Source organism: Pontibacter mucosus (assembly GCF_003054055.1).
GTDB classification, from domain to species: Bacteria; Bacteroidota; Bacteroidia; order Cytophagales; family Hymenobacteraceae; genus Pontibacter; species Pontibacter mucosus.
In genome coordinates this window covers 88377-112626 of record NZ_QBKI01000012.1, presented here as the reverse complement: position 1 = coordinate 112626, position 24250 = coordinate 88377, and the positions used below count along the sequence as shown (strand labels likewise).

Below are 24250 nucleotides of genomic sequence, written 5' to 3'. Positions count from 1 at the left end.
TTGTTTTCCGGTTTTATACTTTGTTTTCTTACGTTCATACGTTGCACCCCTCCGGTTTAGTTGTTCGGAAGTTCCTGTATGACATGGAATTAGTGGGAAACGGGGTAAGAGAAAAGCCCTGGTTTATACTTTGGAGCAACCTGCAAAGTATAAATCAAGGCTAACCTGAGTAGTTACAAATAAGAGTGGGGCCAGCCGGTGTGCTTAATGCGGGAGGTATACTTTGAAAGCGGTTCCTTTGTCGAGTTCACTTTCTACTTCAATCCTGCCTCCCGCATTCTCCACGATTTTCTTTACAATGTAAAGCCCGATGCCGGAGCCATCCACGTGGTCGTGGAGGCGCTTGAACAGGGAAAAGATCTTCGGCGCGTCCGCCTGCTTCAGGCCAAGGCCGTTATCGGCCACCGTGAGAACAGTAAAACCTTTACCTGGGGCGGTACTGATGCTGATGTAGGGAGCGCGGTTGGGGGAGCTATACTTGATAGCGTTGCTGATGAGGTTGTACATCACGCTGCGCATGTTTTTAAAGGAGAACCGGATGGTAGTGCCCGGCGCTATACTTGTCTGGATAACGGCCCCAGTTTCGGAGATGATGGGTTTCAGGTCCATGCATACTTCTGTTATCACGTCGTTCAGGTCGATGGCGTAGGAGTTTTCGTCATCCTCGCGCTGCGTTCTGGCCACCTGCGTCAGGTCGCTGACAACGCGCTTGAACCGGTTGATGGAGCCATACATGTAGGAGGACAGTTGCCGCATCTCTTCCGAGGCAGCCACCTCCTGCGGCAGGTGCTGCAGCAGTTCGTCCATCAGCCCCTCGATGTTGAAGATTGGGGCCTTCAGGTCGTGCGAGGCAGCGTATACAAAGTTGTCCAGGTCGGCGTTCGTTGCCAGCAGCGCCTTGTTAACAGCCTCAACCTCCAGGCGGGCCGCCACCTGCTCGCTAATCTCGATGGCAGTGGCAATGATACCCGTCACAAGGCCATGCTCGTCGCGCATCGGGTGGTACACAAAGTTCAGGTGCACTACTTCCTGCCTGTCCCGCCGCTCCAGCACCAGCGGCACCTCGTTGGCTACATGGGGGATACCGGTGGCCATGACATTGTCCAGCAAATCCTTAAAGCCCTGGCCCACAGCTTCGGGGAGAACATCAAAAATAGGCTTGCCCAACACATCCCGCTGTTGTACGCGCCATATCTCGCATACCCTGGGGTTAGCGATCTCCACGATGTAATTGGGACCGTTGAGGATGGTGATGCCCACCGGGGCCTGCTGGAAGATCTCATTCAGAAAATCCTGCCGTTTCAGTATTTCTTCCTTGGCCCTTACGCTGGTGATGGAGGTGCCCATCTGAGCGGCCAGCAGGCTATGGAAGCCCTTGTAGTCTTCGGTATACTCCTGCGCCGCGCTGATGCCGGCTATAAAGAAGCCGGCCAGCTGGTCGCCGCTGGCTTTGACGATGGGAAGTATAACCGCCTGCTGAACCTTGCCGGCAGGAACTGCAAGATCCGCTACCATGCCATGGGAGAGATGGCTTACCAGGCCCAGCGGCCAAACTTCCCCTGCGTTTGTCAAACTGATGCTTGGCGGGGCAAGCTGTTCGGGAACCGTGCCGGCCATTCCGGCCAGCGTCGCCTGCCTGCTTTGTCCATCCACCAGGTACATCAGGCAGAAAGGAATGTCGTTGTGGTTGGAGCTTAAGGTTTGGCAGGCTGCAGGTCCAAGGTCCTCCAGCGTAGCCACATGCGACAGCGTATCGGAGAGGTCTTTCAGGCTTTTTAGCCTGCGCTGGCCAAGTACAAAACTCGTCTCCTCGTTGCAGGCACAGAAGATGCCCGCAATCTCACCGGCGTCGTTAAAGGCCGGGCTGTAGGAGAATGTCCAGTAGGTTTCCTCGGCGAATTCTTTGCGCTCCAGGTACAGCAGCAGGTTCTGGGCATAGAAGTCCTCGCCCGTTTCCAGGATATTTTCAGTAATGCCCCCGATCTGGTCCCAAATCTCGGCCCACATTTGCGGCGCGGAGGCTCCAAGTGCTTTGGGGTGCTTCTTGCCCAGGGCAGGCAGGTACGCATCGTTATGGAACATATATAAATCCTGCGACCACCAGATGAACATGGGGAATGCCGAGTTGAGCATCAGCCGGATGTTGTTTTTAAGGCTCTGTGGCCAGCCTTGCGGCTCTCCTAAGGGGTGAGATGCCCAGTCGAAGTTTCGCATCATGGCTCCCATCTCACCTCCACCTTTTAAGAAATTATTCCTGGAGTCGTTGCTGGGGTTGGAAGCGGCGTGCTTTGATAGGGTCATTAAGTTGAGCTAAGGGAATGGCTGTTAAAAATATGGGATAAGATAGTGTTTTTATTTGAAAGGTAACGTAAGGCGGTAGTGAAGGGTTAATAAATCTGGTGAGCAAAAACACTGGCAGGTTTAAGTTGTTTTGTCATGATACAAACAGTTTTATACTTGGCAACGTCAGGCACGAAGTATAAACTGCCTCCTCAGGAACAGTTTCCTGCGTAGGGGTAAGGAAATTATAAACAGCACTAACGGAGCTTAACCGAGAAACCGTAAGCGTATAAAATAACAACGTATGGAACTAGCGACATTTGGCAATGGCTGCTTCTGGTGTACAGAGGCCGTTTTTCAGGAGTTGGAAGGGGTGGAGCGAGTGATGCCGGGCTATGCCGGCGGGCAGGTGGAGAACCCGACCTACCAACAGGTTTGTAGCGGCACCACCGGGCACGCCGAGGTGCTGCAGGTAAGTTACGACCCGGATAAGATCAGCTATGAAGAACTGCTGGAGGTTTTCTGGGCCACCCACGACCCCACGACCCTGAACCGCCAGGGCAACGATGTGGGCACCCAGTACCGCTCCGCCGTTTTTTACCACAACCAGGAGCAGAAGCAACTGGCGGAGAAGTATAAACAGGAACTGGAGGCCTCCGGCGCCTACGATGACCCGGTTGTGACGGAGATCGTGCCGCTGGAGAAGTTTTACCCGGCTGAGAACTACCATGTGAACTACTACAACACACACGGCCATGAGCCTTACTGCAGCTTTGTTATCCGCCCCAAATTGGACAAGTTCAGGAAAGTGTTCAGGCAGAAACTCAAAGCTGAAAATCAAAAGTAACTAGATAGTTCTTTGATTATTAATTTATTTTCCAGTAACTTAGCTCGCTTTAAAAAGCAAAAGCCCTGTAGTGGGGGAAACTACAGGGCTTGCCTAATCTAAACACAAACAACCAACAAAATCTATTAATTAAAGGGGAATTGGGGTATTATAGTACTTTAAGTTCTCTTGATGTTAGTAACGTATAAAGGGGGTTATACTTACCGATTCGTAATTATCTGCCAGCCCCACAAAGTAATCTCCGATAAAGATGCCAGCGCCGCTACTAACGGCACTGGATCCGGCGTGATAGGTTACCATATTGCCGTCGATGGTGGCAAAGCCCACCTGCTCATCTTCTTGCAGTGTTGTTTTTATACAGGGAATACCCGGCAGTACCGACTGCACTATACAGCGCTCAGCCAATTGCTTGGGTGAAGGGTTTAAAGTAGATTTCATGTGACGATGGGGTTTTGGGTTCTAACACGATACAAGTATACAGACGCCCCCTCTGTCAAAACAGGAATCTTAAGCCTGCAAAGTAACTATGGTTTTTCAGGTTATCACTTGTATTGTTGTTGCTGAGTACATGCTCAATAACAGGTGCTAGCTCCGTCTAAAAGCCCAAAACCCCTAATAGTAACGGAAATAGGTGTGTAGCTAATTGTTCGCCATACCTTCTGCAAGAAGAAAAGAGTGTATTTTTGAGTGAAAAAGTGTCTTAAAGTAACGTTTTATACCCGGCTTTTTGAGCTAAAAATCTGCATGAAATAATTGCTGCAGGTATAAAGTGCCAGTACCGTAAGGCTTAAAAGCCCTCCGGGAAAGGCAACCAGCCACCAGGCAGAGGTGTTGTTCCGTATGCCGGCAATGGTTCGGCCCCAGCTCACAAGCGAGCTGGGCACACCGATGTTCAGAAAGGACAGGGAAGACTCCAGTGCCAGCACGCCCCCCAGCCCAAAAGTAAAAGCAACCAGCGTCGGGCCAACAAGGTTCGGGAGCGCGTGCCGCCAAAGTAATCGCGTGGGGGTATTGCCTATACTTATGGCCGCCTCAAAGTATGGCAGTTCCTTTATCCGAAGCATCTCCGCCCGGGCCAGGCGGGCGGTCCCGGGCCATAGCGTGAAAACCAGCAGCAGCGACAGCAGGGGCAGGGACGGCGGCAGAAAAGATGCCAGCACCAGAATCAGTACAAAGCGCGGGATAGAGTTTAAGGCCTCTGTCAGCCGCATCACGCCCTTGTCCACGGGAACAGCTACACTGCTGCTCCAGATAGCATGTCTTTTTCCGAGCCACCTGAACAGCAACCACAAAGCCAAAAGCGATCCGCAAAGTATAATCAGCGCCCACCAGAAGTAGGAGAGTGCCGCTCCCTGCTGGTATACTTGCCACGGGATGTATAGCCCGTAGTTTGCCACCACCGGCACAGCCAGTAAGTAGAAAAACAACCTGTGCAGCGGATGCCTTAAGCCATTGTTCCCGAAATAACCTGCCGCTGTGCCCAGCACGATGCCTATTCCGGTAGCCAGTAGCATCACCGGCAAGCTGATTAGGAAGGCGGTGCGTGCGCCGTAAAGCGTATTGGCCAGCAAATCCCGGCCCAGGCCGTCGGTCCCCAGCGGATGCCCGCTTTCCAGGGCCGCCGGGGTGAACGGTGCCAGGTAAGGGTGTTCCAGGTCGAGGTACTCAGGCGGGTAGGGGAGCGGAAGCAGTGGCAGTATCAGGGTGAGCAGGAAGATCAGCGCCAGGTAGATCAGCGCCAGCCTGAAGCCGGTTTTGCGCTGCCACAGCGGTTTTATACTTTGCCAGGCGTACCTCATGCCAGCTTTGGTTTAAGTCGTGGGTCTGCCAGCGCGTAGGCCGTGTCTGCCAGCGCGTAAGCAACCATCCGCACCACCAGCACGACCAGCACAATGGCCACCAGCACCGGGTAGTCCCGCGCCAGCACCGACTCTACGAGCAACCGGCCAATGCCCGGAATGGCGAAGATCGTTTCTACAAGTATAGAGCCGCTAACAAGGGCGGGCAAAAAATCGGACACGATGGTGATAAGGGGCAGGAGGGCGTTGCGCAGCGCGTGCCGCCGGATAACCAGGCGCTCGGGCAGGCCCTTTGCCCTGGCCGTGCGGGTATAATCGGCCTGCAGGGCAGCCTGCAGCGAACTGTAGACCTGGTTGGTAATATAAGGCAGGTTAACCAGCACGAGTGCCAGGTGCGGCAAGGCCATATATTGCAGCCGCTGCCCCACCTCCTGCCAGAAGCCAAGCTGCCCCGGCACGAAATAACCCATGCCATAAACCGGAAAGATCTGCAAAAAATCGGGGTTGGCCAGCAGTACCAGCAACAACAGTGACAGCACCAGCATCGGGATGCTATCGATGAAGAAAAGTATGGGCAGCACCAGGCTGCGCAGCCACCTCAGTCGCTCGCGTGCCATCAGGATGCTAAGCTCCAGCGCAAGTATAAGGGTAACTACCATACTTGCCAGCAAGAGCCAGAACGTATTGCCAATGCTTTTCCAGATCATGTCCAGCACAGGCAGGCCCGTGCGGTAGGAGGTACCCAGGTCCCCGGTGAAGATGCCTTTGAGCCAGCGGTGGTACTGGTTATCGGTGCCGTGCCAGCTAACTTTCGGGAAAAGGGAAATGCCTGGACTTTCATCCTGAGAGGCGAGGCCAACATAGAAAACAGGAAGGTTTTGCCCCGTCCTTTCCTGGTACTGCCTTAACGCTCCTTCCCGGCTACTCTGACTTCCTTTGCTGTAAAAACCGCCCTCCTGGTTCAGCAGCCGCTCCTCGGCAAAGGAACCCGGCAGCAGCCTGCTCAACAGAAACACCAGCGTACCAAGCAGCCAGATGGCGGGTATGGCCAACAGTAGTTTCCTGAGCAGATAAGGGAACATACAGCCTATTCTTCTTTTAAAGTAAAGGCGCTAACGTCGTAGTTGGGTCTGAGGCCGGAAATTTTGGCGTTGGTAAACCGGCGATGAATCGCCACGCGCTCCTTTACATAGTACATGGGGATGATGGCGGCCTCCTCGTGCAGGATCGCCTGCAGTCGCTTCAGTAGTTCTGCCAACTCCTCGCGGGAGTTAATCGTGCTGCTGATTTTATCGAGTATCCGGTCGCTTTCCGGTGTGCCGAAGCCGGTGTAGTTTAAACCGCCTTCGGCGGCATACTGGGTGTGCAGCAGCGGCTTAAAATTAAAGGCAAAAGGATTACCACCCAGCGAGCGGTAGAATAAATCGAAGTCGTGCTGCCGGGATTTGCTGGCCAGCAGGCTGCTTTCCACAGCCTGTACCTGTACCGGAATTCCCAACCTGGCTGCGTTCTGCTGAAGTATAACGGCTGCATTTTCGTAAGTGGCTGAGCCAGCACGATACATGACCTCCAGCGTTAGTTGCTCCCGCTTTCCGTTGAGGGTTTGATACCATCCTCCCTGCTCTTGTGCCCAGCCGGCGGCCTTCAGCAAGTTCGTTACCTTTTCGGCATCGAAAGTATAAGGCTGCAGGTTGCTGTTGTAAAGGTCCGGGATAGAAGGCGGAACGGGACCGGCCGTAGGGGTGGCGTAGTTCTGCATCGCCACTTTTACCACACTCTCGGTGCCCAGCAGGTGGGCTATGGCCTGGCGGGTGCGCTTGTCGGCGAATTTAGGGCGCCTGGTGTTAAGGCCGGCATACACAAACTCGTAGGCGTCGGGCGTGTGCAGGGCATAGTCCTGCAGAAAGGAGTCCTGATTTTTAAGCTGCTCGAACTCGGCTGCCGGTATACTTTCCAGCACATCCAGTTGCCTGTTTTTCAGGGCAAGGAGTGCCGTCGTAACGTCCGGGATTACCTGGAAGCTGACGCGCTGCGGAATGGCTGTCAGATGTTGTGTGTTAGATGTGTTGTTCCCCCACCAATCTTTTTTGCGCGTCAGCGTCAGGTATTGTCCTTTTTCCCAGTTCTCCAAGGTATAACCGCCACTGCCTTGCAGCAGTTTTGGGTCTTGCCCAAAAGCAGGCGCGTTAAACCTGGCCGCGAATTCTTTTAGTTTCTCATCGTTTTCCAGCTCGGAAAGATCTCCGTTCAGGGTTGCTACAGCAAGGTGCTGCAGCAGGTTCTCAGGGTCGTACAGGTATGCCGGAAGTATGAAGAAGTCGCCTGTGAGCAACTCCATTTCCGGAGCATAACCAGCGCACACAAACGTGAAGCGCCGTGGGTTTTCTGCATCGATCCTGATGTCCTGGATGAACTCTAGCTGAGGCCTCAGGCTCTCGTTGTTTAGCAACGGGGCTTTCGCCACCTTCAGCGTGAAGGCTACATCCTTGGCCGTAACAGGGCTGCCGTCGGTCCATTCCGCTTCTTCCCTGATAGTGTAGGTAAAAAGCGTCAGGGAGTCCTGTCGCTCCACCATGGGCATGTTCTCAGCCAAAAAAGGCTTGATTTCATTTGTGCCCAGGTCAGCACCCAGCAAGCTCTGAAACAGCAGGTTCAGTATCTGTAGTGCGCTTCCATGGTTATAGCTGACCGGACTTAACGTTTCCGGGTCAGTCGATATCCTTACCCGCACCTCTTCAGGTGCGCGCTCGGGCTGGCTACAGAATGTAAAAAGTAATAGGAGAAAGCAGGTTAGTGCTACGTTGATCTTCCTCATGTACTTACCCTTGGCTAAAAGATTTCAAGGGCAAGTTAGGGAAAATCAGACAAAAGCCTATTGCTCTTTATCTATCCAAGTTCCAGTGCCGCCAAATGCAGAAACGGTCTCCGTAGAGTTTGTTTGCTGGGTCTGTTTGGTAGTAGTAGCAGTGTTAGTAGGGTTTGATGGACTAACCAGTGCAATGAAGATAGAGATAAGTAGCTCGATCATGTCTTTTAATGTTTAAGTGATACGCAAAGGTTGGTTAAAATTACTGCCCTTAAAAGGAATGTTTATACTATTAGGTAACTATAATCTGATTATTAAATAATTATATTTTACACTTTTTTGAATATCCTAAGTGCTTATAGCTAATTATTTGCTGTAAGTACTAAAAGTTAAAAAAAGCAAAAAAGTAACTTAAGCATTCAAAATAAGCTATATTAGTCTGGAAAATTAGCTTTGCATTACTTTATTTGTAAAGTCAATATACGATTTTAAAGTAACTATAACTATATAGATAAATTTTAGGGTTTGGAAGAGCTTGTACAGTTAGTTGACGTTCTAAAGACGGGTTACAACAAGGAAAGTCTCTTTAAAAAGGGGCGAAAAGAAAGCAAAGAGTATAGATTTATACACCTCATAGCCAATGGGGTACATGCAAGCGATGCAGCACTAGCTCAGGAACTCTACAATACCTCTCCTGACGACTTCAGGTACAAAATGCTTAAGCACAGAGTTAAAAGCAAATTATACGATCTATTACTTTTATATGAGTATGAAGACACTGAAACAAATTTAGTATACAGAAAGGAGCAATTCTGCCAGCAGGTCTTATTAAAAGCGAATGTTTTATTCCGTAACCATAAGTTTATTCTGGCAGCCGAGCTGGCTAATAAAGTCATAGCTGTGTCAGATGAATACTCTTTTACAAACCAGAAGGTTCTTGCCTATGAAATTATTTTAGCAGCACTTTCTTTTACCGGAAAGCAGAAGGCGTACGATAGGCATCTGGAGCTTTATAATGATTTTTTATACAAAAAGCTCGCTGAGAGGGAAGCTCAAAGTATTTACCAATCTGTAAGAGTATCTGTTTTCAAGAGTGTTAAGAGCAGGAAGAACATAGTTGCCAGCCTGAATGCGAAAGTAGAAGCCGTAAAAAAATTATGGGAAAGAGCAGGTACTTATGAGGCATTTAACTCTTACTACAAGCTTTCCATGCTATACTTTGAGTTAATCGGCGACTTCGACAGGATACTTCAGCTCACCTTTGAATCGGAAAGGCTAATAGCGGAGGGAGCTGTTAACCAGCACAGATTTGACAGCCTGTACAACAAGTTTATTCTGGTGTACGCGCACCTCAGGCTAAAGAAGTATACTGCCGGCCTGAGGTATGCAAAGGAGTTTGTTAAGTTTTTTGATGAGAAGAGTATTAACTGGTTCTCATTCCAGGAAAACTTCTTCTTACTGGCTACCCATAGCAAGAACTATGATTTGGCGGAGGTTACACTGCACCAGGTATTCAGTAACAGTTTGATGGATAAACTTTCTGTAGCAGCGAAAGAGAGATGGAGAATATACCAGGCTTACTATGTGATGCTAAACCAGTCTAACGCAGCTTCATCTAACCTGATTAACCCGTTTTTGCTCTCATTGCCGGAGTACAGTAAAGACAAGCAAGGTTTTAACGTGGCTATACTTATACTTCAGTTTGTCTACTACCTTCAGAAAAGAGACACAGAAGCCTTGCTATATCGAATCGAGAGTCTCAAAAAATACATTCTCACCCACTTAAAAGATACATTCAGCCTTCGGAGCAAGATATTTTTGAAGTTGCTGATCCTGATTGTTACAGAAGATTATGATGTGGAATCGTGTAGGAAGAAAGGCCACAAGTTGTATCAGAAACTTATCGAGACCCCTATACCTGGCGACGCCTATGCCGAAATCGAGATTGTTCCGTATGAACACCTTTGGGAACATATTCTGGATACACTGCAAACGCATTACAAGTAGGACATTTCAATCATAATGAAGGAACTACAGAGGCTAATCAGGATCATTGACGAGAATACTCCTGCCACTTCTCCCTTAATAAACATACAGGAGGATAGTACCCTTGAGTCCAAGCTTTTTCATCTGTTAAAAAATAACAACACTTACTCTGATGAGGCGGTGGCAAAGGAGATATATGGAAGTGAGAAACTTACCGGAACATACCGAACGCTAAAGTATCGGTTCCGGAAAAAATTATATAACCACCTATACTTTCTCTACCAATCGGTTGATAACCTGAAGAGTGCAAATGAGTCAACTTACGCTTGTCTCTCCCTCCTCACGCAGGCACAGGCGTTGATGTTGCATTCTGAGTTGAAGCTTGCAACTAAGCTTTTAGAACAAGTTGCCCAGATTGCCGCAGAACATGACAATACGGAGATGCACATAAGGGCTTTGGAGGGAATAAAGGCTATTTACCAAGATTTGGCAAAGCGTAAAGACCTTGCCAAGTATAATGAGGATCTGATGGGTTTATACAGCGTTCAAGCCCAGGAACGTGACGCCCAATTTCTTTATGATGAGATGATGGCGATCCTGAAAGGGTATACAGCGGAGAAATCCAAAATGCTAGAATTATTTCCTGGCGCACTTGCAAGACTGTGGGAGCTATGGGAAAAATCAGGTTCTTCCAGGGTTTTCTCTAGGTGGCATGTGCTGAATACAGCTTATCTTGAGCAATTAGGGGAGTATTCCAAAATAGTGGAGTCTATAGCTCAGGCAGAGGCATTGGTTGAGGCAAAAAAGGTAAGTACGAGCTGGTATAACCGGAAATTCAATTCCTATATCGTTATTTACGCCCTTTTGCAAAGCAGGCAGTATGAAAAAGGCCTCAGGTTAGCAGCCGAGAACATCAAGCTTTTTGGAAAATACTCCGCCAACTGGTTTGCTTTTATGGAGAACTATGTGCTGCTCGCCATGCACAGCAAACAGTACAAGCTGGCTGAGAACTTGCTGAAGGAGGTGATAGAAGGCGAGCACTTGAGAAAACTCGGGGACAGCAGTATTGAGCGCTGGGAGCTGTACAGGCGCTATTTTGCCTTTGTAGTGGAGCAGGTACGCGAGGAGCAATTACAAGCTTTATCCACCGGGATCACGACCAGGCTGCTCATCCTGCCGAACGATAAAGTTGGCTTCAACCTGGCTTTGCTGGTGCTGGATGTGCTGGAGAAGCTGGCCGCCCCGCATGTAGAGGACCTCGCCCTGCATGCAGAGCGCGTGCGAAAGTATACGAGCAAGCACCTGAAAGGGGAGAAGGCTGAACGGCCCCGTCTTTTTCTGCGCTTATTGCTGCTGGTGCTTACTAAAAGCAGCATCGATGCACGTGTGCAAGGAAAAGAACTGCTCGAAAAACTAAAGGCAACGCCACTTCCCGGAGATGCCTTCACGGAGGTAGAAATCGTGCCTTACGAGCACCTCTGGGAACTGGCGGTGCAATTACTAAAACGGCGCGAGCAGCTGCTGTAGTGGTGGCTGGCTGCGTTATTTTTACTACTTTTCGACATGGAAAAGAACAACCCCACCGTTACCAGGGCCTGGTGTTTCTATGACTGGGCCAACTCGGTTTACTCGCTTGTTATCACCTCCACCATTTTCCCGATTTACTTCAGCGCGGTAGCCAGAAAACCGGACGGCAGTTCCGTGGTAAACTTCCTGGGGTTTGAACTGGATAGCTCGGTGCTGTTTACGTACGCCATTTCGGCCGCTTTCCTAATTATCGCGTTCATGAGCCCGTTTCTGACGGCCATTGCCGACTACAGCGGGCGCAAAAAGCTGTTCCTGCAGCTGTTCTGTTACCTGGGGTCGCTTTCCTGCGCGGGTTTATACTTTTTCACTGCCGAAACGTTTAACCTGTCGGTTATACTTTTCGTGCTGGCTACCATCGGCTTTAGCGGCAGCATTGTGTTCTACAACGCGTATCTGCCTGAGATTGCCACCGAGGACCAATACGACCGCCTGAGCGCCAGGGGCTTTTCGATGGGCTATATTGGCAGCGTGATCCTGCTGGTTTTTAACCTGGCGATGATCATGAAACCCAGTTGGTTTGGCATCGCCGCGGATAATACCTCGCTGCCGCCCCGCATTGCCTTTCTGAGCACAGGCATCTGGTGGCTGGGCTTTGCGCAGTATACGTTTTACCACCTGCCCGGAAACGTGTACAACCGCAAACCGCAGGGCAGCTGGATACTGAATGGCTTTAAGGAGCTCAAGAAAGTGCTGGACCAGGTAAAAGGCCTGCCGCTGCTCAAACGTTTCCTGCTGGCTTACTTCTTCTACAACATGGGCGTGCAGACGGTGATGTACCTGGCTGCCATCTTCGGGGAGGTGGAGCTGCGCCTGCCAAGCGATGTGCTCATCATCACCATTCTTATCATACAACTGGTGGCCATCGCCGGTGCGTATGCCTTTGCCAGGCTCTCCGAAAAGTATGGAAACGTGCGGGCGCTGATTGTGGCGGTGCTGGTTTGGATAGGCATCTGCATCGGGGCATACTTTACGCACGGGCAGCTGCAGTTTTATGCGCTGGCGGCTGTGGTGGGATCTGTGATGGGCGGCATACAGTCGCTGTCGCGCTCTACCTACTCCAAGCTGATTCCGGCCACGACAAAAGACCACGCCTCCTACTTTAGTTTTTATGACGTGACCGAGAAAATCTCCATTGTGCTGGGCACCTTCGCCTACGGTATGATTGCACAGATAACAGGCTCTATGCGCAACAGCATCATGGCCCTGATTACGTTCTTTGCCCTGGGGCTGCTGTTCCTGCTGATGATGCGGAGCAAGCGGGTGCTGGAGGCGCAGCCGGAAAGTGCCCACGCCCTTGGCGGCAAGTAGTTATACTTTTAGTGATTAGACAAAAGACTATTTGACAAAGGACAAAGACATTGGAAGTATAAAATGCCTTGCATTCATTGTTGACCTGTGCTTGAGCTATACTTTATACTTTGTAACCTCAATTGCGATGAACCCACCCCTTAGAGCTACGCTCGCTAACTCAAAACTCGCGTTTTGGTTAGTCCAGAGGAGGGGACTCAGAGTATAGGTGAAGAAATTCTCCTCCTGAGAGGAGCGGCATGTTTACAGCTTCACCAAAGCACTTAATTGCAACGGGAGTTTTATACTTTAATCAAACAGAGCCTCCATACTTACCCTAAATGAAAAGTCCGCTGAAGTATAAACCTCAGCGGACTTTCTGTTTCTAACGAGAGAGCATTCTTACCTCCTAAACTCTCAAACTCCTAAACTCTCCAACTCTTATTTCTTGTACACCAGCTTGCCATCGAGGTAGGTGCGTAGTACCTGGGCTTCGCGCATCTGCTCCGGCGCTACGGTCATCAGGTCGCGGTCCAAAAGTATAAAATCAGCAAACTTGCCTGGCTCTATACTTCCTTTCTCGTTCTCCTCGAAGTTAGACTTAGCAGCCCAGATGGTCATGCCGCGCAGCGCATCTTCCCGGCTCATGGCGTTCTCCATCTGGAAACCTCCCTCGGGCCAGTTTTTCGCATCCTGCCGCGCCACGGCCGAGTGGAAAGTATAAAACGGATTTATACTTTCAACCGGGAAGTCGGTGCCAAGCGGGATGTAGCCGTTCTGCTCCATCAGCTCTTTAAACGGATAGGCGTGCTTTACGCGCTCCTTGCCCAGCCTGTCGCCGGCCCAGTACATATCGGAGGTGGCATGTGTAGGCTGCACCGACGGGATGATGTTATACTTGCCAAACTTGGCCATGTCGGCAGGGTTGATGATTTGGGCGTGCTCGATGCGCCAGCGCTTGTCGTTTTCGCCTCCCAGCACCTCCCCGTAAATGTCCAGCAATAGGCGGTTGGCCGAGTCGCCGATAGCGTGGGTGTTCATCTGGAAGCCGTGCTCATTCAGCTTGGCAGCGATATCGCGGAACTCCTGCTCCGATGCCAGCAAAAAGCCGTACTGGCCGTGCTTGTCGTGGTAGGGCTCCAGCAGGCAGGCGCCTCTTGACCCCAGTGCGCCATCAGAGTATATCTTGAAAGAGCGCACATTCAGCCGGTCGGTTTTGTGGGGTCCGTTCTTAAAGTAGTGGTCCTGGTTGCCTTGGGTAGGGTTCAGCATGGCGTATACGCGCATCTGCAGCTCGCCCTTCCGGTGCATGTCGTCTATTAAATCCACAGTGGCTTTGTCGATTCCCGCGTCATCCACTGTCGTCAGGCCAAAGGCAAAGGTGTTCGCCTCCGCTATTTTCAGCGCCTCGCGGTTTTCCTCTTCTGTCGGTGCCGGGATTTTAGAGGACACCAAATCGATGGCATTATCAACCAGTATACCCGTCATCTTGCCGTTCTCCACTTCCACCAGGCCACCTACCAGTTTGGTTTGCGGCGTTACACCCGCCAGTTCCAGGGCTTTTTGGTTTGCCAGCGCCGCGTGCCCGTCGATGCGCGTCAGCAGCACCGGCGTGTCGGGGAAGAGCAGGTCCAGCGTGTCCTTGGTCGGGAACTCCTTCACAGGCCAGTCATTCTGGTCCCAGCCACGGCCGGTAATCCAGTCAGCCTCGGGGTACTTCTGGCGGTGATCCGCCACCTTTTGCACCACTTCCTTAAACGACTCCGTATCCACCAGGTCAGCCGACTGCAACGATAAGCCGTAGCGGTAGAAGTGGGCGTGGGCGTCGATAAAGCCGGGGTAGATGGTTTTACCTTCAGCGTCCAGTTCCTCGGCGGCTTTGTACTTGCCGCGGATCTCCTCCGAAGTGCCAACGGCCACAATCTTTCCGTCTTTCACGGCGAAGGCCTCTGCCTTATCGAAGTTGTCATTAACCGTGTACACGTTTCCGTTGTAGACGATCAGGTCGGCTGTTTCGGAGCCTGAGTTAGAGCTGGTGCAGCTGCCTAACAGAGTGCCACCCAGCAGGAGGGCGGCGGCAAGGGTGCGTAAGGTTCTGGTCATAGTGTTGGTTTACTCGAAACGCATATGTTTTACGGATTCTCCGGAGTTGATAAGCTCCAGCAACGAGTCGATGCCGATGCTCAGGTGTTTCTCCACGTAGTTGGTTGTCACAAGTTTGTCACTTTCTGAGGTCTTCACGCCCTCCGGAATCATCGGGTTATCAGACACCAGCAGCAGGGCACCGTGCGGGATCTCGTTGATAAAGCCTACGGTAAAGATAGTGGCCGTTTCCATGTCGATGCCCATGGCGCGGATCTGGCGCAGGTAATCCTTAAAGTCGTCGTCGTGCTCCCACACGCGGCGGTTGGTAGTATACACCGTGCCGGTCCAGTAGTCCATCTCGTGCTTCTTGATCATGGAGGAAACGGCGCGCTGCAGGCGGAACGAGGGCAGGGCCGGGATTTCCGGTGGCAGGTAATCGTCGGAGGTACCCTCGCCGCGGATGGCTGCAATCGGAAGTATAAGGTCGCCAATCTGCGTTTTCTTTTTCAGGCCGCCGCACTTGCCCAGGAATAGGGCCGCTTTAGGCTTAATGGCCGAGAGCAGGTCCATCACGGTAGCCGCCATGGCACTGCCCATGCCAAAGTTGATGATGGTGATGTTGTTGGCCGTGGCCGTTTGCATGGGCTTGTCGAGCCCCTTTATCTCCACGCCGAAACGGTCGGCGAACATGCGCACGTAGTTTATAAAGTTGGTGAGCAGAATATACTCCCCAAACTCGTCGAGGGGCACACCGGTGTAGCGTGGCAGCCAGTCGCTTACTATTTCCTCTTTGCTTTTCATGGGTTTTACTGATTAGTTAGGTACAAAAAAACCGCCTTGGCAGCAGCGGCTACTGGGGCGGAGGTAGCAGGAAAAAGGTTAAATTGCAGTATGGATGCCCTCAATTTACCTCCCTTTGACTACAAAGTTACGAAATCAGGTTCTAATTATCTGATTTTTGATATACTTCGCCGCAAAAACGTAGTGCTGACCCCGGAGGAATGGGTGCGCCAGCATTTTGTGCATTACCTCATCAACACGCTCGGCTACCCCAAAAGCCTGATCAGCATAGAGCGCGGCACCCGCTACAACAAGCTGCAGAAGCGTACCGACCTATGCGTTTACAACCAGGAGGGCCAGCCCCACCTGTTGCTCGAGTGCAAAGCCGTTCATGTACCTATTACGCAGGATGTTATCAAGCAGGTGTCTACCTACAACCAAACCTTACGCGCCAGGTATGTCGTTATCTCCAACGGCCTGCAGCACTACTGCTGGCAGGTAAACTTCGAAACCCGCACGTTTGAGCCGCTGCAGGAGGTACCGAGGTACAATGTTGAATGAGTGATTGAGTGGATGAGTGAATGGCTTAATCTCGCTCGCGTCCCGCGAGTGTGCGTTATTTTGGGGCCTCTGGCCGCTCGCTATACTATACTTTCTGTACTATAAGGTACTAAATAGGCCAGAGCTCCAACACTAATAATAGCTTGTCATGAGCGAGGACGCTCGCGGCAGACAAATCGGAGCAAAGCGATATCCAGATCATAGAGTTATCCAATAATAGTATAAATAGTGGCCAGAGGCCCCAAAATAACGCACACTCGCGGGACGCGAGCGAGTGCAGGGTTTTAACACACACCTATTCACTCATTCACTCATTCAAAACTAAATTTCCTCCTTCCAAAAGTATAGCCGATTGTTTACCAGGCCGTTTCGGAAATACTGCACTTGCGCCTTCAGCAACTGCCCGGACTGAAGGGCAGGGGAGGCAGGTGCCAAATCAGGGAAAGTATAGAACTGCAGGGCATCGTCCTGGCTAAGCATCGTTACTACCTCTGGTTGCACGAGCAGGTAAGAGGAGCCGTTGTAAAGTATAGCATTGCCTGTAGATGCCGTGTCGAGCAGGGATTTGCTGAACGGCAGCAGCTTGTCGGTTTTAACCTGCAGGAAATCAACCACCGTGGCCGGAATGTCGGCGTGCTGCGCCACTCTGCCAGCATCTATACTTTCCAGACTCTTGTTAGAATGAAACAACAGCAGCGGTACCCGGAAGTTGCCCAACTCGTTCTGATAGGCTGGGTTTATACTTTTCTGGGTATGGTCGGCGGTAAGTATAAACAGGGTGTTAGCGTACCAGGGCTGCCGGGCGGCGGACTTAAAGAACTGCCGGAGCGCATGGTCGGCGTAACCGATGGACTCGTGTATCTCCAGCTCGCCTTTCGGGAAGCGGCCTTTATACTTGTCCGGGATGGTATAAGGCTGGTGCGAACTCAGCGTGAACAGTGTAGCCATAAACGGCTGCTGAAAGCCTGTCAGCTCCCGCGAAACATACTGCAGGTAGGGCTCGTCAAAGATGCCCCATTGCCCGTCGAAGTCCTGCTTGCGCAGGCTGGAAGGGTATTCATCCAAGCCATAGTATTCCTGCATTCCCGCCCGGATAGCAAAATTGTTGAAGCCCATCGAGCCGTTGGCCGCCCCATGGAACATGGCTGTGTGGTAGCCCTCCTGCTGCAGAATAGTACCTAATCCGTAGATTTCGTTGGCTTGGTAAGGGGAGGTGATGAATGGCTCCGGCATCAGGGAGGGCATCCCGGCAAGTATAGAGGGCAGCGACTCGATGGATTTCCGGCCGTTGGCAAAAGCATCCCGAAAGAGCACCCCCTGCGTGGCCAGCGAGTCCAGGAAAGGCGTATAGCCCTGGCCGTTGTTCAGCGCGCCCACATACTCGGCGGCAAAGCTCTCCAGGATGATAATCACCACATTCTGCTTTTCTGCAGTACCTTGGGCCTGGTTATAATTTTGCGGGTCAAACTGTAGTGCTTGCAGTAGCTTCTGCTCGGTTTCGAAGTAGTTTTTCTGCTCCAGGCTGGTTTGCCCGATGCCTTTGATGAAGGTGAAGGGACTGTTGAGCGTCAGGTGGCCCAGGGCAGCCGGCTCCACGATGAAAGCGTGGCTGGGGCGGAGCGGCTTCAACTGCAAGCCTCCCCGGATGCCAAGCACCACAAATCCCGCCACCAGCACCAGCCTCAGGCCACGCAGCCATACGTTGGGAGCAGGCGAGGGCAGGGCAGGAGCCTTCGGGAAGGCCCTGGCCAGGCCAAGTACCAGCAGCACAAAGCCCAGCGTGAGGTACCAATAATAGCCCATCAACTGAATTAACTGGCTGGTAATGTCACCGGTGATGGAAAAAAGCTCGTTGCTGGTGCGGCGGCCTATGAACTTGAAGAACTCCACATCCACGATGGCAAGGGCTATAAAGGGGGCGTTGCAAAGTATAAATACCCATTTCAGCACCCGCTGGTACGTAGGGTGCAGCGTGTTACCTACCGGGAATAGCGACAGCAGTATAAAAACTGCGTTGGTGATAAGTATAGCCGCCACATCGAAGCGCAGGCCGTGGGCAAAGGCAAACAGCAGCTTACCTGCATCGGCACCCGCAAACTCTGCCGGATTGAAAATATAAAAGAGCAGACGCAGCAGCGTGTAGAGCACCAGCAAAAGGCCCAGGCGGCGCAGCATCAGTTTAAAAGCCGTGTCGAACATCGCGGTTCTTTCGTGTTAAAGTATAGCCTGCCGCCAGGGGCAGGTCAGGCTTTAGGCCGGGGGAGCGCAATTTAACACTCCCCGGTGGCACAAAAATAAGAGCGCCTTCCTGACAAAGTCAAAAAGGCGCCCACTTATACTTGTATTGTCTTATTACAGCACTTCTTCCACTGGAGTGTATGGCAGGTTGAATGCCTCGGCCACGCCAGCATAAACCACTTTGCCGTTTACCACGTTCAGGCCTTTCTTCAGCTCGGCGTTATCGGCGCAAGCCTGCTTCCAGCCTTTGTTGGCTACCATCAGCACATACGGCATGGTGGCGTTGGTAAGGGCCTGAGTAGAAGTATAAGGCACCGCGCCCGGCATGTTCGCCACGCAGTAGTGCACCACGTCGTCGATGATGAAGGTTGGGTTCTCGTGCGTCGTCGGCTTGCAGGTTTCGATACAGCCACCCTGGTCAACGGCTACGTCAACCAGCACTGTGCCCGGACGCATATCCTTCAGCATGTCTCTGGTGATAAGGCGAGGTGCCTTGGCACCAGGTATCAGCACGGCCCCGATAATCAGGTCGTGCGTTGGCAGCAACTGGCGAACATTATACTCATTAGACATGAGCGTGTTCACGTTGGCTGGCATGATATCGTCCAGGTAACGGAGACGGGCCAGGTTTGTGTCCATAATGGTTACGTCGGCGCCCATACCGGCAGCAATCTTGGCTGCGTTGGTACCCACCACGCCACCACCCAGGATCAGCACTTTGGCAGGGCGAACGCCCGGTACGCCACCCAGCAGAATGCCACGTCCTTTCAGCGGCTTCTCCAGGTACTTGGCACCTTGCTGCACCGCCATACGGCCAGCCACCTCCGACATCGGCACCAGCAACGGCAGGCTGCGGTCAGCACGCTCTACGGTTTCGTAGGCAAGGCACACTGCGTTGCGCTCAATCATGGCTGTGGTTAGCGGCTCATGGGAGGCAAAGTGGAAGTAGGTGAACAGCAGTTGGTTATCCTTTACCAGGTTATACTCTGACTCAATAGGCTCTTTTACTTTCACGATCATGTCGGCGATACCGTACACTTCCTCAATGCTGGGAAGGATGGTGGCACCGGCTGCTTCGTACTCAGCATCCACAAAGCCGCTGCCTTCGCCGGCAGTAGCCTGTACATATACGGTGTGGCCATTGCGCACCAGTTCAGTTACGCCGGCAGGTGTTACGCCCACGCGGTTCTCATTATTCTTGATTTCCTTCGGAACGCCGATTATCATATCGCAATCAGTTTAATTTGACAGGTTTTTTGAATTTAGATGCGCAAAGATACCATTAGTTTGCTGAAATAAAATAGTTCTTGCCGAATGTAGTATAACCGCTTGAGGAAGAGCAGGTAAATGTGCTCAAAGTATACAATTTAAGCAGCTTTCCAGTGCGGTTTAGGAAGGGCTATAAATGAAAAAAGGCAGCGATAAAATCACTGCCATTAGTACAAAATAAAACTATGAAAAAAACTATCTGAAAGGTGTCGGCTATTTGCCTTCCCTTATCATATCTTTAGATGCCTTTGCCTCTTTCGCTTCCACCACGTTTGCCTTCAGCGTCAGCCTGAGGTTAGGCATAATCAAATCATTTGAAAGAACGGTTACTACCTCGTTTTGCTCCCCTAACATCACCGGAGCGTACCTTAGTTCCAAAGTTGCCACCTCGCCGGGTTTAATTTCTGGCTTGGAACTGCGGTACTGCACGCAGTTGCAGGTACTCTTCACACCTTGTATCACAAGGGGCTTGCGGCCCGTGTTCCGAATCAGGAATTTAGCTACAGGTTTTTGTCCTTTTTCAAGGTTTCCGAAGCTGTGACTGGTGCCTCCGACTGCCAAACGCGGCGAAAGTGCCTTTTGTTCCGGTGTGATCGCCGAAATTAAATCTTTCGGACCAACCTCGCCTTTTATGTACAAAACATGCTGCGGCTTCTCAGAATTGTTCGATAACACCGTTATGCTCTTGTAGAACGGGCCCGGCCGGCCTGTTGAATTATAAACAGCTGTAATCGTGCCAAATTCTCCCGGCAATATAGGCACTTTAGTCCAGGAGGGGGTGGTACAGCCGCAGGAAGCCTGCACACTGGGTATAACCACCGGCTCGGTTCCCTCGTTTTTCACCTTGAAAACATAGGAGGCCTGCGTGCCCTCAGCTATGGTGCCGAAGTCATGGGTTTCCTTTTCAAAAACCAGTTTCCCTTGTGCCTTAGCTGTATAGCCCGCAAATATAAAACACAACAGCGTTAATAGAAATAGCTTACTAGTCATATGTAAATAAGGGAACGGCATTACTGCACCTAAATTCGGAGATTTTTAGTGCAAAACAAATATACGAGAATCTTTTTTCAAACACAGCGACGGCACTTTGTAAGGGCCGCCAAAGCATTGCCAAATTTGAATTTAGGGGAATCTTATGTACTTTTGAATAGAAAAAGACCATTGGTTTAAACGATATCACATGCAAACCACTGAAGTATCTGTCATACAGAGACTAACTTCCGAAGAAATATTAAACGATTACCGCATCGCCTGGGAAAGCCGCCAGGCCAGCCTTACCGGCCGCAAGGAGGTGTTCATGGGCAAGGCCAAATTCGGCATTTTCGGGGATGGCAAAGAATTGGCCCAACTGGCTATGGCTAAGTTCTTCCGCAACGGCGACTTCCGATCCGGCTACTACCGCGACCAGACCTTCATGTTCGCCATCGGCGAGCTGACGCTGCAGCAGTACTTTGCCCAGCTTTACGCCCACACCGATGTGGAGGCAGAGCCCTCTACCGCTGGCCGCGCCATGAACGGCCACTTCGGCACCCGCTCGCTCGACGATGAGGGCAACTGGAAAAACCTGATGGAGCAGAAGAACTCAAGCGCTGATATTTCGCCTACGGCTGCCCAGATGCCGCGCCTTTTGGGCCTGGCCTATGCCTCCAAGCTTTACCGCCAGAACCCGGCCCTGCAGGGCATGACGAACTTTTCGGTGAATGGCAACGAAGTAGCCTTTGGCACCATCGGCAACGCCTCCACCTCCGAGGGGATGTTCTTTGAGGCCGTAAACGCGGCTGGTGTGTTGCAAGTGCCGATGCTGGTGTCTGTTTGGGACGATGGCTATGGCATTTCGGTGCCTGCCGAGTACCAGACCACCAAAGGAAGTATATCCGAGATTCTGGCCGGTTTCCAGCGCAACGCCGAGGGGGAGCAGGGCTACGAGATATTTAAGGTGAAGGGTTGGGATTACCTCGCCCTTTGCGAGACCTATGAGGCCGCCGTGCGCGTGTGCCGCGAGCAGCATGTGCCGGTGCTGGTGCATGTAGAGGAAATGACGCAGCCGCAGGGCCACTCTACCTCTGGATCGCATGAGCGTTATAAGTCGAAGGAGCGCCTGGACTGGGAAGCCGAGTATGACTGCATCAAGAAGATGCGCGAGTGGATACTGGAGAACGAAATCGCCACTGAGGAGCAGTTGGCCCAGATAGAGGCAGAGGCAAAGGATGCCGTGAAAGTGGCTCGCAGCGATGCCTGGAACGACTATGCCAACGACATTCAGAAAGACCATGACGAGGCGCTGCGCCTGCTGGATGGACTGGCTAATGCCAGTGAGCACATCACGCAAATTGCCACGATTACCGAGGAGCTTCGCAAGACGCTGAATCCGATTCGCAGTGACGCAGTTAGAGCGGTGCGCAAGGCCCTGCGCTATGTGCGCGATGAGCGCAACCAGGCCAAGCGAGAGCTGGTGGAGTGGCTGGAGCAGGTGCAGGGCGAGAACGCCGAGCGCTATAACTCCTACCTGTATAGCCAATCCGAAGAGTCGGCGCTGCTGGTAGAGGAGGTAAAGCCGGAGTTTGACGAGAACTCGCCGGTGGTGGACGGCCGCGAGGTGCTGCAGGCCTGCTTCGACGCTATCCTTTCCCGCGACCCACGTGTGTTCGCCATTGGCGAGGACGTAGGCTTTATCGGCGACGTGAACCAGGCCTTTGCCGGCCTGCAGGAGAAGCATGGCGAGCTGCGCGTAACCGATACCGGTATCCGGGAGTGCACGATAGTGGGGCAGGGGATAGGTGCCGCCCTGCGCGGCCTGCGCCCAATCACCGAAATCCAATACCTGGATTACCTGCTCTATGCTATCCAGATCCTGTCTGACGACGTGGCTTGCTTGCAGTACCGCACCAAGGGCGGCCAAAAGGCTCCCCTGATTGTGCGCACCCGTGGCCACCGCCTGGAGGGTATCTGGCACTCGGGCTCTCCGATTGGTATGATCCTGCATAGCATCCGGGGCATGCACGTGCTGGTGCCGCGCAACATGACGCAGGCAGCAGGCTTTTATAACACCCTGCTCAAGTCCGACGAGCCGGCGCTGGTGATTGAGTGTCTGAACGGCTACCGCCTGAAAGAGCGCATCCCGAATAACATTGGCGAGTTCACCGTGCCGCTTGGCAAGCCGGAGATTCTCAGAGAGGGAACCGATATCACGATCGTTACCTATGGCTCTATGTGCCGCATTGTGATGGAAGCGGCCCGCCAGCTGGAGGAGTTTGGTATCTCGGCCGAGGTAATCGATGTGCAGACGCTCCTGCCTTTCGACGTGGACCACATGATCACGGACTCGATCCGTAAAACCAACCGTGTGCTGTTTGCCGATGAGGACGTGCCGGGCGGCGCTACAGCCTTTATGATGCAGCAGGTAGTGGATGAGCAGGGCGCCTGGAGATGGCTGGATTCTAAGCCGCAATGCCTGTCGGCGCATGCCCACCGTCCGCCGTACGGCTCAGATGGCGATTATTTCTCCAAGCCAAACACAGAGGATGTGTTCGAGGCGGTGTATGAGATTTTGCACGAAGCCGACTCAAAAACCTATCCGACTATCTATTAAGCAAGTATAGAAGTATAGGCAAGTATAAAGTATACTTTCAACGTATAAATCCCCGGCCGCTTCGGTTGCCGGGGATTTTTTATACTTGCCGGATTACCTGAACCTGGTGCTCATACCTCCATCTATCACAAAAGATTGGCCTACCACATAATCAGCCTCCCCGGAAGCGAGCCAAAGCATCAGGGACGCTACCTCGGCGGGGTCGCCGATACGGTTTTCAGGTATAAACTGCTCATACTTCTCCCGAACCTCCTGCAGCCTGCTCTCATCCCCACCGCATTGCCCCAGCATTGCCTTCCTCAGCAGCGGCGTATCGAAAGCACCCGGTACTACGGCGTTTACGCGGATGTGGGAGGTGGCCAGCTCCAGCGCGGCAGATTTAGTCAGGGCCAGCACACCGGCTTTGGAGGCAGCATACAAAGCCCCGTACTCCACGCCGCCAAGCCCATTGACAGAAGAGACATTGAGGATGCTGCACCTGGAAGAGATATTGGGGAGCATTAGCCGGATCTGGTGCTTCATGCATAACCACAGCCCCTTCAGGTTGACGCCGAACGTGTAATCATACTCTTCCTCCGTGAACTCCTGGACAGGTTTTCCTACTCCCGTGTCTGCCGCGGCGCTGTTTATGGCTACATCAATTGTTCTGAAATTTTCTGTCACCTGTTCGAAGGCGCTGCTGATGGAGGCGGGGGCGTTCAGGTCCGCAGCAAGAAAGGTTACGCCCTCGGTGCCAGGGAAGGCTGCAGCTGCCTTTTCCGGTGCTCTTGCCATAATGATTACCTGTGCACCGGCTGCGTGAAAGGCTTTGGCGGCGGCTAACCCGATACCGGAGCTGCCGCCCGTTATAAGAACTGTTTTGCCTGTGTAGTTATACGTGACCATCATTTTCAGAAGTTTATAGGCGGTGGATGCAAAAGCTAGTTATCTCCCATACTTAGCGGGCCTGTTAAAAGTTGGAGGGCCAGTAGATGCCGCTTTTTTCTACTGTGTTTTATACTTTGGCTACAGGCAGTTGGCGACTTACCCCTAGTAGCGGCCATTGCTGTGGATTAAAGTATGGTTTAATGCCTGGACATCAGGTAAATAGTGGTGAAAAGCATAACCGTTGCCTGAAGGCCGGAGTAAAAGGGAAG

At 52.1% G+C, this 24250-nt stretch carries 19 protein-coding genes; 7 read left to right on the top strand and 12 right to left on the bottom strand.

Features of this window, described 5'->3' with window-relative positions; genetic code table 11:
• The first annotated feature begins 20 nt into the window (after window positions 1-20).
• On the top strand, window positions 21-164 hold the full coding sequence (locus C8N40_RS22845; RefSeq protein ID WP_170114166.1) for a hypothetical protein: 144 nt from the start codon (window positions 21-23) through the stop codon (window positions 162-164).
• A 40-nt stretch (window positions 165-204) separates the two neighbouring features.
• On the opposite strand, the gene C8N40_RS19890 is transcribed toward C8N40_RS22845, so the two are convergent.
• Window positions 205-2301 carry a sensor histidine kinase gene (locus tag C8N40_RS19890; RefSeq protein ID WP_245905200.1) on the bottom strand — a complete coding sequence of 699 codons (2097 nt, stop codon included), beginning with the start codon at window positions 2299-2301 and terminating at the stop codon, window positions 205-207.
• Window positions 2302-2584: 283 nt separating this feature from the next.
• Between C8N40_RS19890 and msrA the strand changes: the two genes are divergently transcribed.
• A complete protein-coding gene (gene msrA, locus C8N40_RS19885; protein WP_108213559.1) occupies window positions 2585-3127 on the top strand; it encodes a peptide-methionine (S)-S-oxide reductase MsrA in 543 nt (180 codons plus the stop codon).
• Window positions 3128-3301: 174 nt separating this feature from the next.
• On the opposite strand, the gene C8N40_RS19880 is transcribed toward msrA, so the two are convergent.
• The 5 genes from C8N40_RS19880 to C8N40_RS23005 form a co-directional block, all read right to left on the bottom strand.
• A complete protein-coding gene (locus C8N40_RS19880) occupies window positions 3302-3565 on the bottom strand; it encodes a hypothetical protein (protein WP_146173611.1) in 264 nt (87 codons plus the stop codon).
• A 275-nt stretch (window positions 3566-3840) separates the two neighbouring features.
• Window positions 3841-4926 (bottom strand): ABC transporter permease, encoded by a 1086-nt coding sequence (locus C8N40_RS19875; RefSeq protein WP_108213557.1) that lies wholly within the window; start codon window positions 4924-4926, stop codon window positions 3841-3843.
• Window positions 4923-6008 carry an ABC transporter permease gene (locus C8N40_RS19870; RefSeq protein ID WP_108213556.1) on the bottom strand — a complete coding sequence of 362 codons (1086 nt, stop codon included), beginning with the start codon at window positions 6006-6008 and terminating at the stop codon, window positions 4923-4925. The genes C8N40_RS19875 and C8N40_RS19870 overlap by 4 nt, the downstream gene beginning before the upstream one ends.
• Before the next feature lie 5 nt (window positions 6009-6013).
• Entirely contained in the window at window positions 6014-7741 is a 1728-nt protein-coding gene (locus C8N40_RS19865; protein ID WP_245905199.1) for an ABC transporter substrate-binding protein, read from the bottom strand.
• Window positions 7742-7798: 57 nt separating this feature from the next.
• Window positions 7799-7954: a hypothetical protein gene (locus C8N40_RS23005; protein WP_211318155.1), complete on the bottom strand. Its 156-nt coding sequence runs from the start codon at window positions 7952-7954 to the stop codon at window positions 7799-7801.
• 303 nt (window positions 7955-8257) lie between these two features.
• Between C8N40_RS23005 and C8N40_RS19860 the strand changes: the two genes are divergently transcribed.
• Genes C8N40_RS19860 through C8N40_RS19850 form a run of 3 tightly spaced genes read left to right on the top strand, consistent with a single transcriptional unit; the run spans window position 8258 to window position 12613 of the window.
• Window positions 8258-9739 (top strand): hypothetical protein, encoded by a 1482-nt coding sequence (locus tag C8N40_RS19860; protein ID WP_108213555.1) that lies wholly within the window; start codon window positions 8258-8260, stop codon window positions 9737-9739.
• Between the two features lie 15 nt (window positions 9740-9754).
• Complete coding sequence (locus tag C8N40_RS19855; protein WP_108213554.1) at window positions 9755-11245, top strand: hypothetical protein; 1491 nt, start codon at window positions 9755-9757, stop codon at window positions 11243-11245.
• Window positions 11246-11281: 36 nt separating this feature from the next.
• A complete protein-coding gene (locus C8N40_RS19850; RefSeq protein ID WP_108213553.1) occupies window positions 11282-12613 on the top strand; it encodes an MFS transporter in 1332 nt (443 codons plus the stop codon).
• A 420-nt stretch (window positions 12614-13033) separates the two neighbouring features.
• Here the strand turns inward: C8N40_RS19850 and C8N40_RS19845 are convergent, their stop codons facing one another.
• Together C8N40_RS19845 and C8N40_RS19840 are read right to left on the bottom strand one after the other, a co-directional pair.
• Window positions 13034-14695 (bottom strand): amidohydrolase, encoded by a 1662-nt coding sequence (locus C8N40_RS19845; RefSeq protein ID WP_108213552.1) that lies wholly within the window; start codon window positions 14693-14695, stop codon window positions 13034-13036.
• Window positions 14696-14704: 9 nt separating this feature from the next.
• Window positions 14705-15478 (bottom strand): AMP nucleosidase, encoded by a 774-nt coding sequence (locus tag C8N40_RS19840; RefSeq protein WP_108213551.1) that lies wholly within the window; start codon window positions 15476-15478, stop codon window positions 14705-14707.
• 90 nt (window positions 15479-15568) lie between these two features.
• On the opposite strand from C8N40_RS19840, the gene C8N40_RS19835 reads away from it, so the two are divergent.
• Window positions 15569-16018, top strand: a complete 450-nt coding sequence (locus C8N40_RS19835; protein WP_108213550.1) for a type I restriction enzyme HsdR N-terminal domain-containing protein — start codon at window positions 15569-15571, stop codon at window positions 16016-16018.
• Window positions 16019-16339: 321 nt separating this feature from the next.
• Here C8N40_RS19835 and C8N40_RS19830 read toward each other — a convergent pair whose 3' ends face one another.
• The 3 genes from C8N40_RS19830 to C8N40_RS19820 form a co-directional block, all read right to left on the bottom strand.
• On the bottom strand, window positions 16340-18217 hold the full coding sequence (locus tag C8N40_RS19830; protein WP_108213549.1) for an LTA synthase family protein: 1878 nt from the start codon (window positions 18215-18217) through the stop codon (window positions 16340-16342).
• 153 nt (window positions 18218-18370) lie between these two features.
• Window positions 18371-19483: an alanine dehydrogenase gene (gene ald, locus C8N40_RS19825; RefSeq protein ID WP_108213548.1), complete on the bottom strand. Its 1113-nt coding sequence runs from the start codon at window positions 19481-19483 to the stop codon at window positions 18371-18373.
• A 255-nt stretch (window positions 19484-19738) separates the two neighbouring features.
• On the bottom strand, window positions 19739-20536 hold the full coding sequence (locus tag C8N40_RS19820) for a DUF1573 domain-containing protein (RefSeq protein WP_245905198.1): 798 nt from the start codon (window positions 20534-20536) through the stop codon (window positions 19739-19741).
• Between the two features lie 169 nt (window positions 20537-20705).
• Between C8N40_RS19820 and C8N40_RS19815 the strand changes: the two genes are divergently transcribed.
• Entirely contained in the window at window positions 20706-23114 is a 2409-nt protein-coding gene (locus C8N40_RS19815) for an alpha-ketoacid dehydrogenase subunit alpha/beta (protein WP_108213546.1), read from the top strand.
• A gap of 93 nt (window positions 23115-23207) precedes the next feature.
• Here C8N40_RS19815 and C8N40_RS19810 read toward each other — a convergent pair whose 3' ends face one another.
• The gene (locus C8N40_RS19810; protein WP_245905197.1) at window positions 23208-24002 is read right to left on the bottom strand and encodes an SDR family NAD(P)-dependent oxidoreductase; all 795 of its coding nucleotides are present in this window, start codon (window positions 24000-24002) and stop codon (window positions 23208-23210) included.
• Window positions 24003-24250 lie beyond the last annotated feature (248 nt).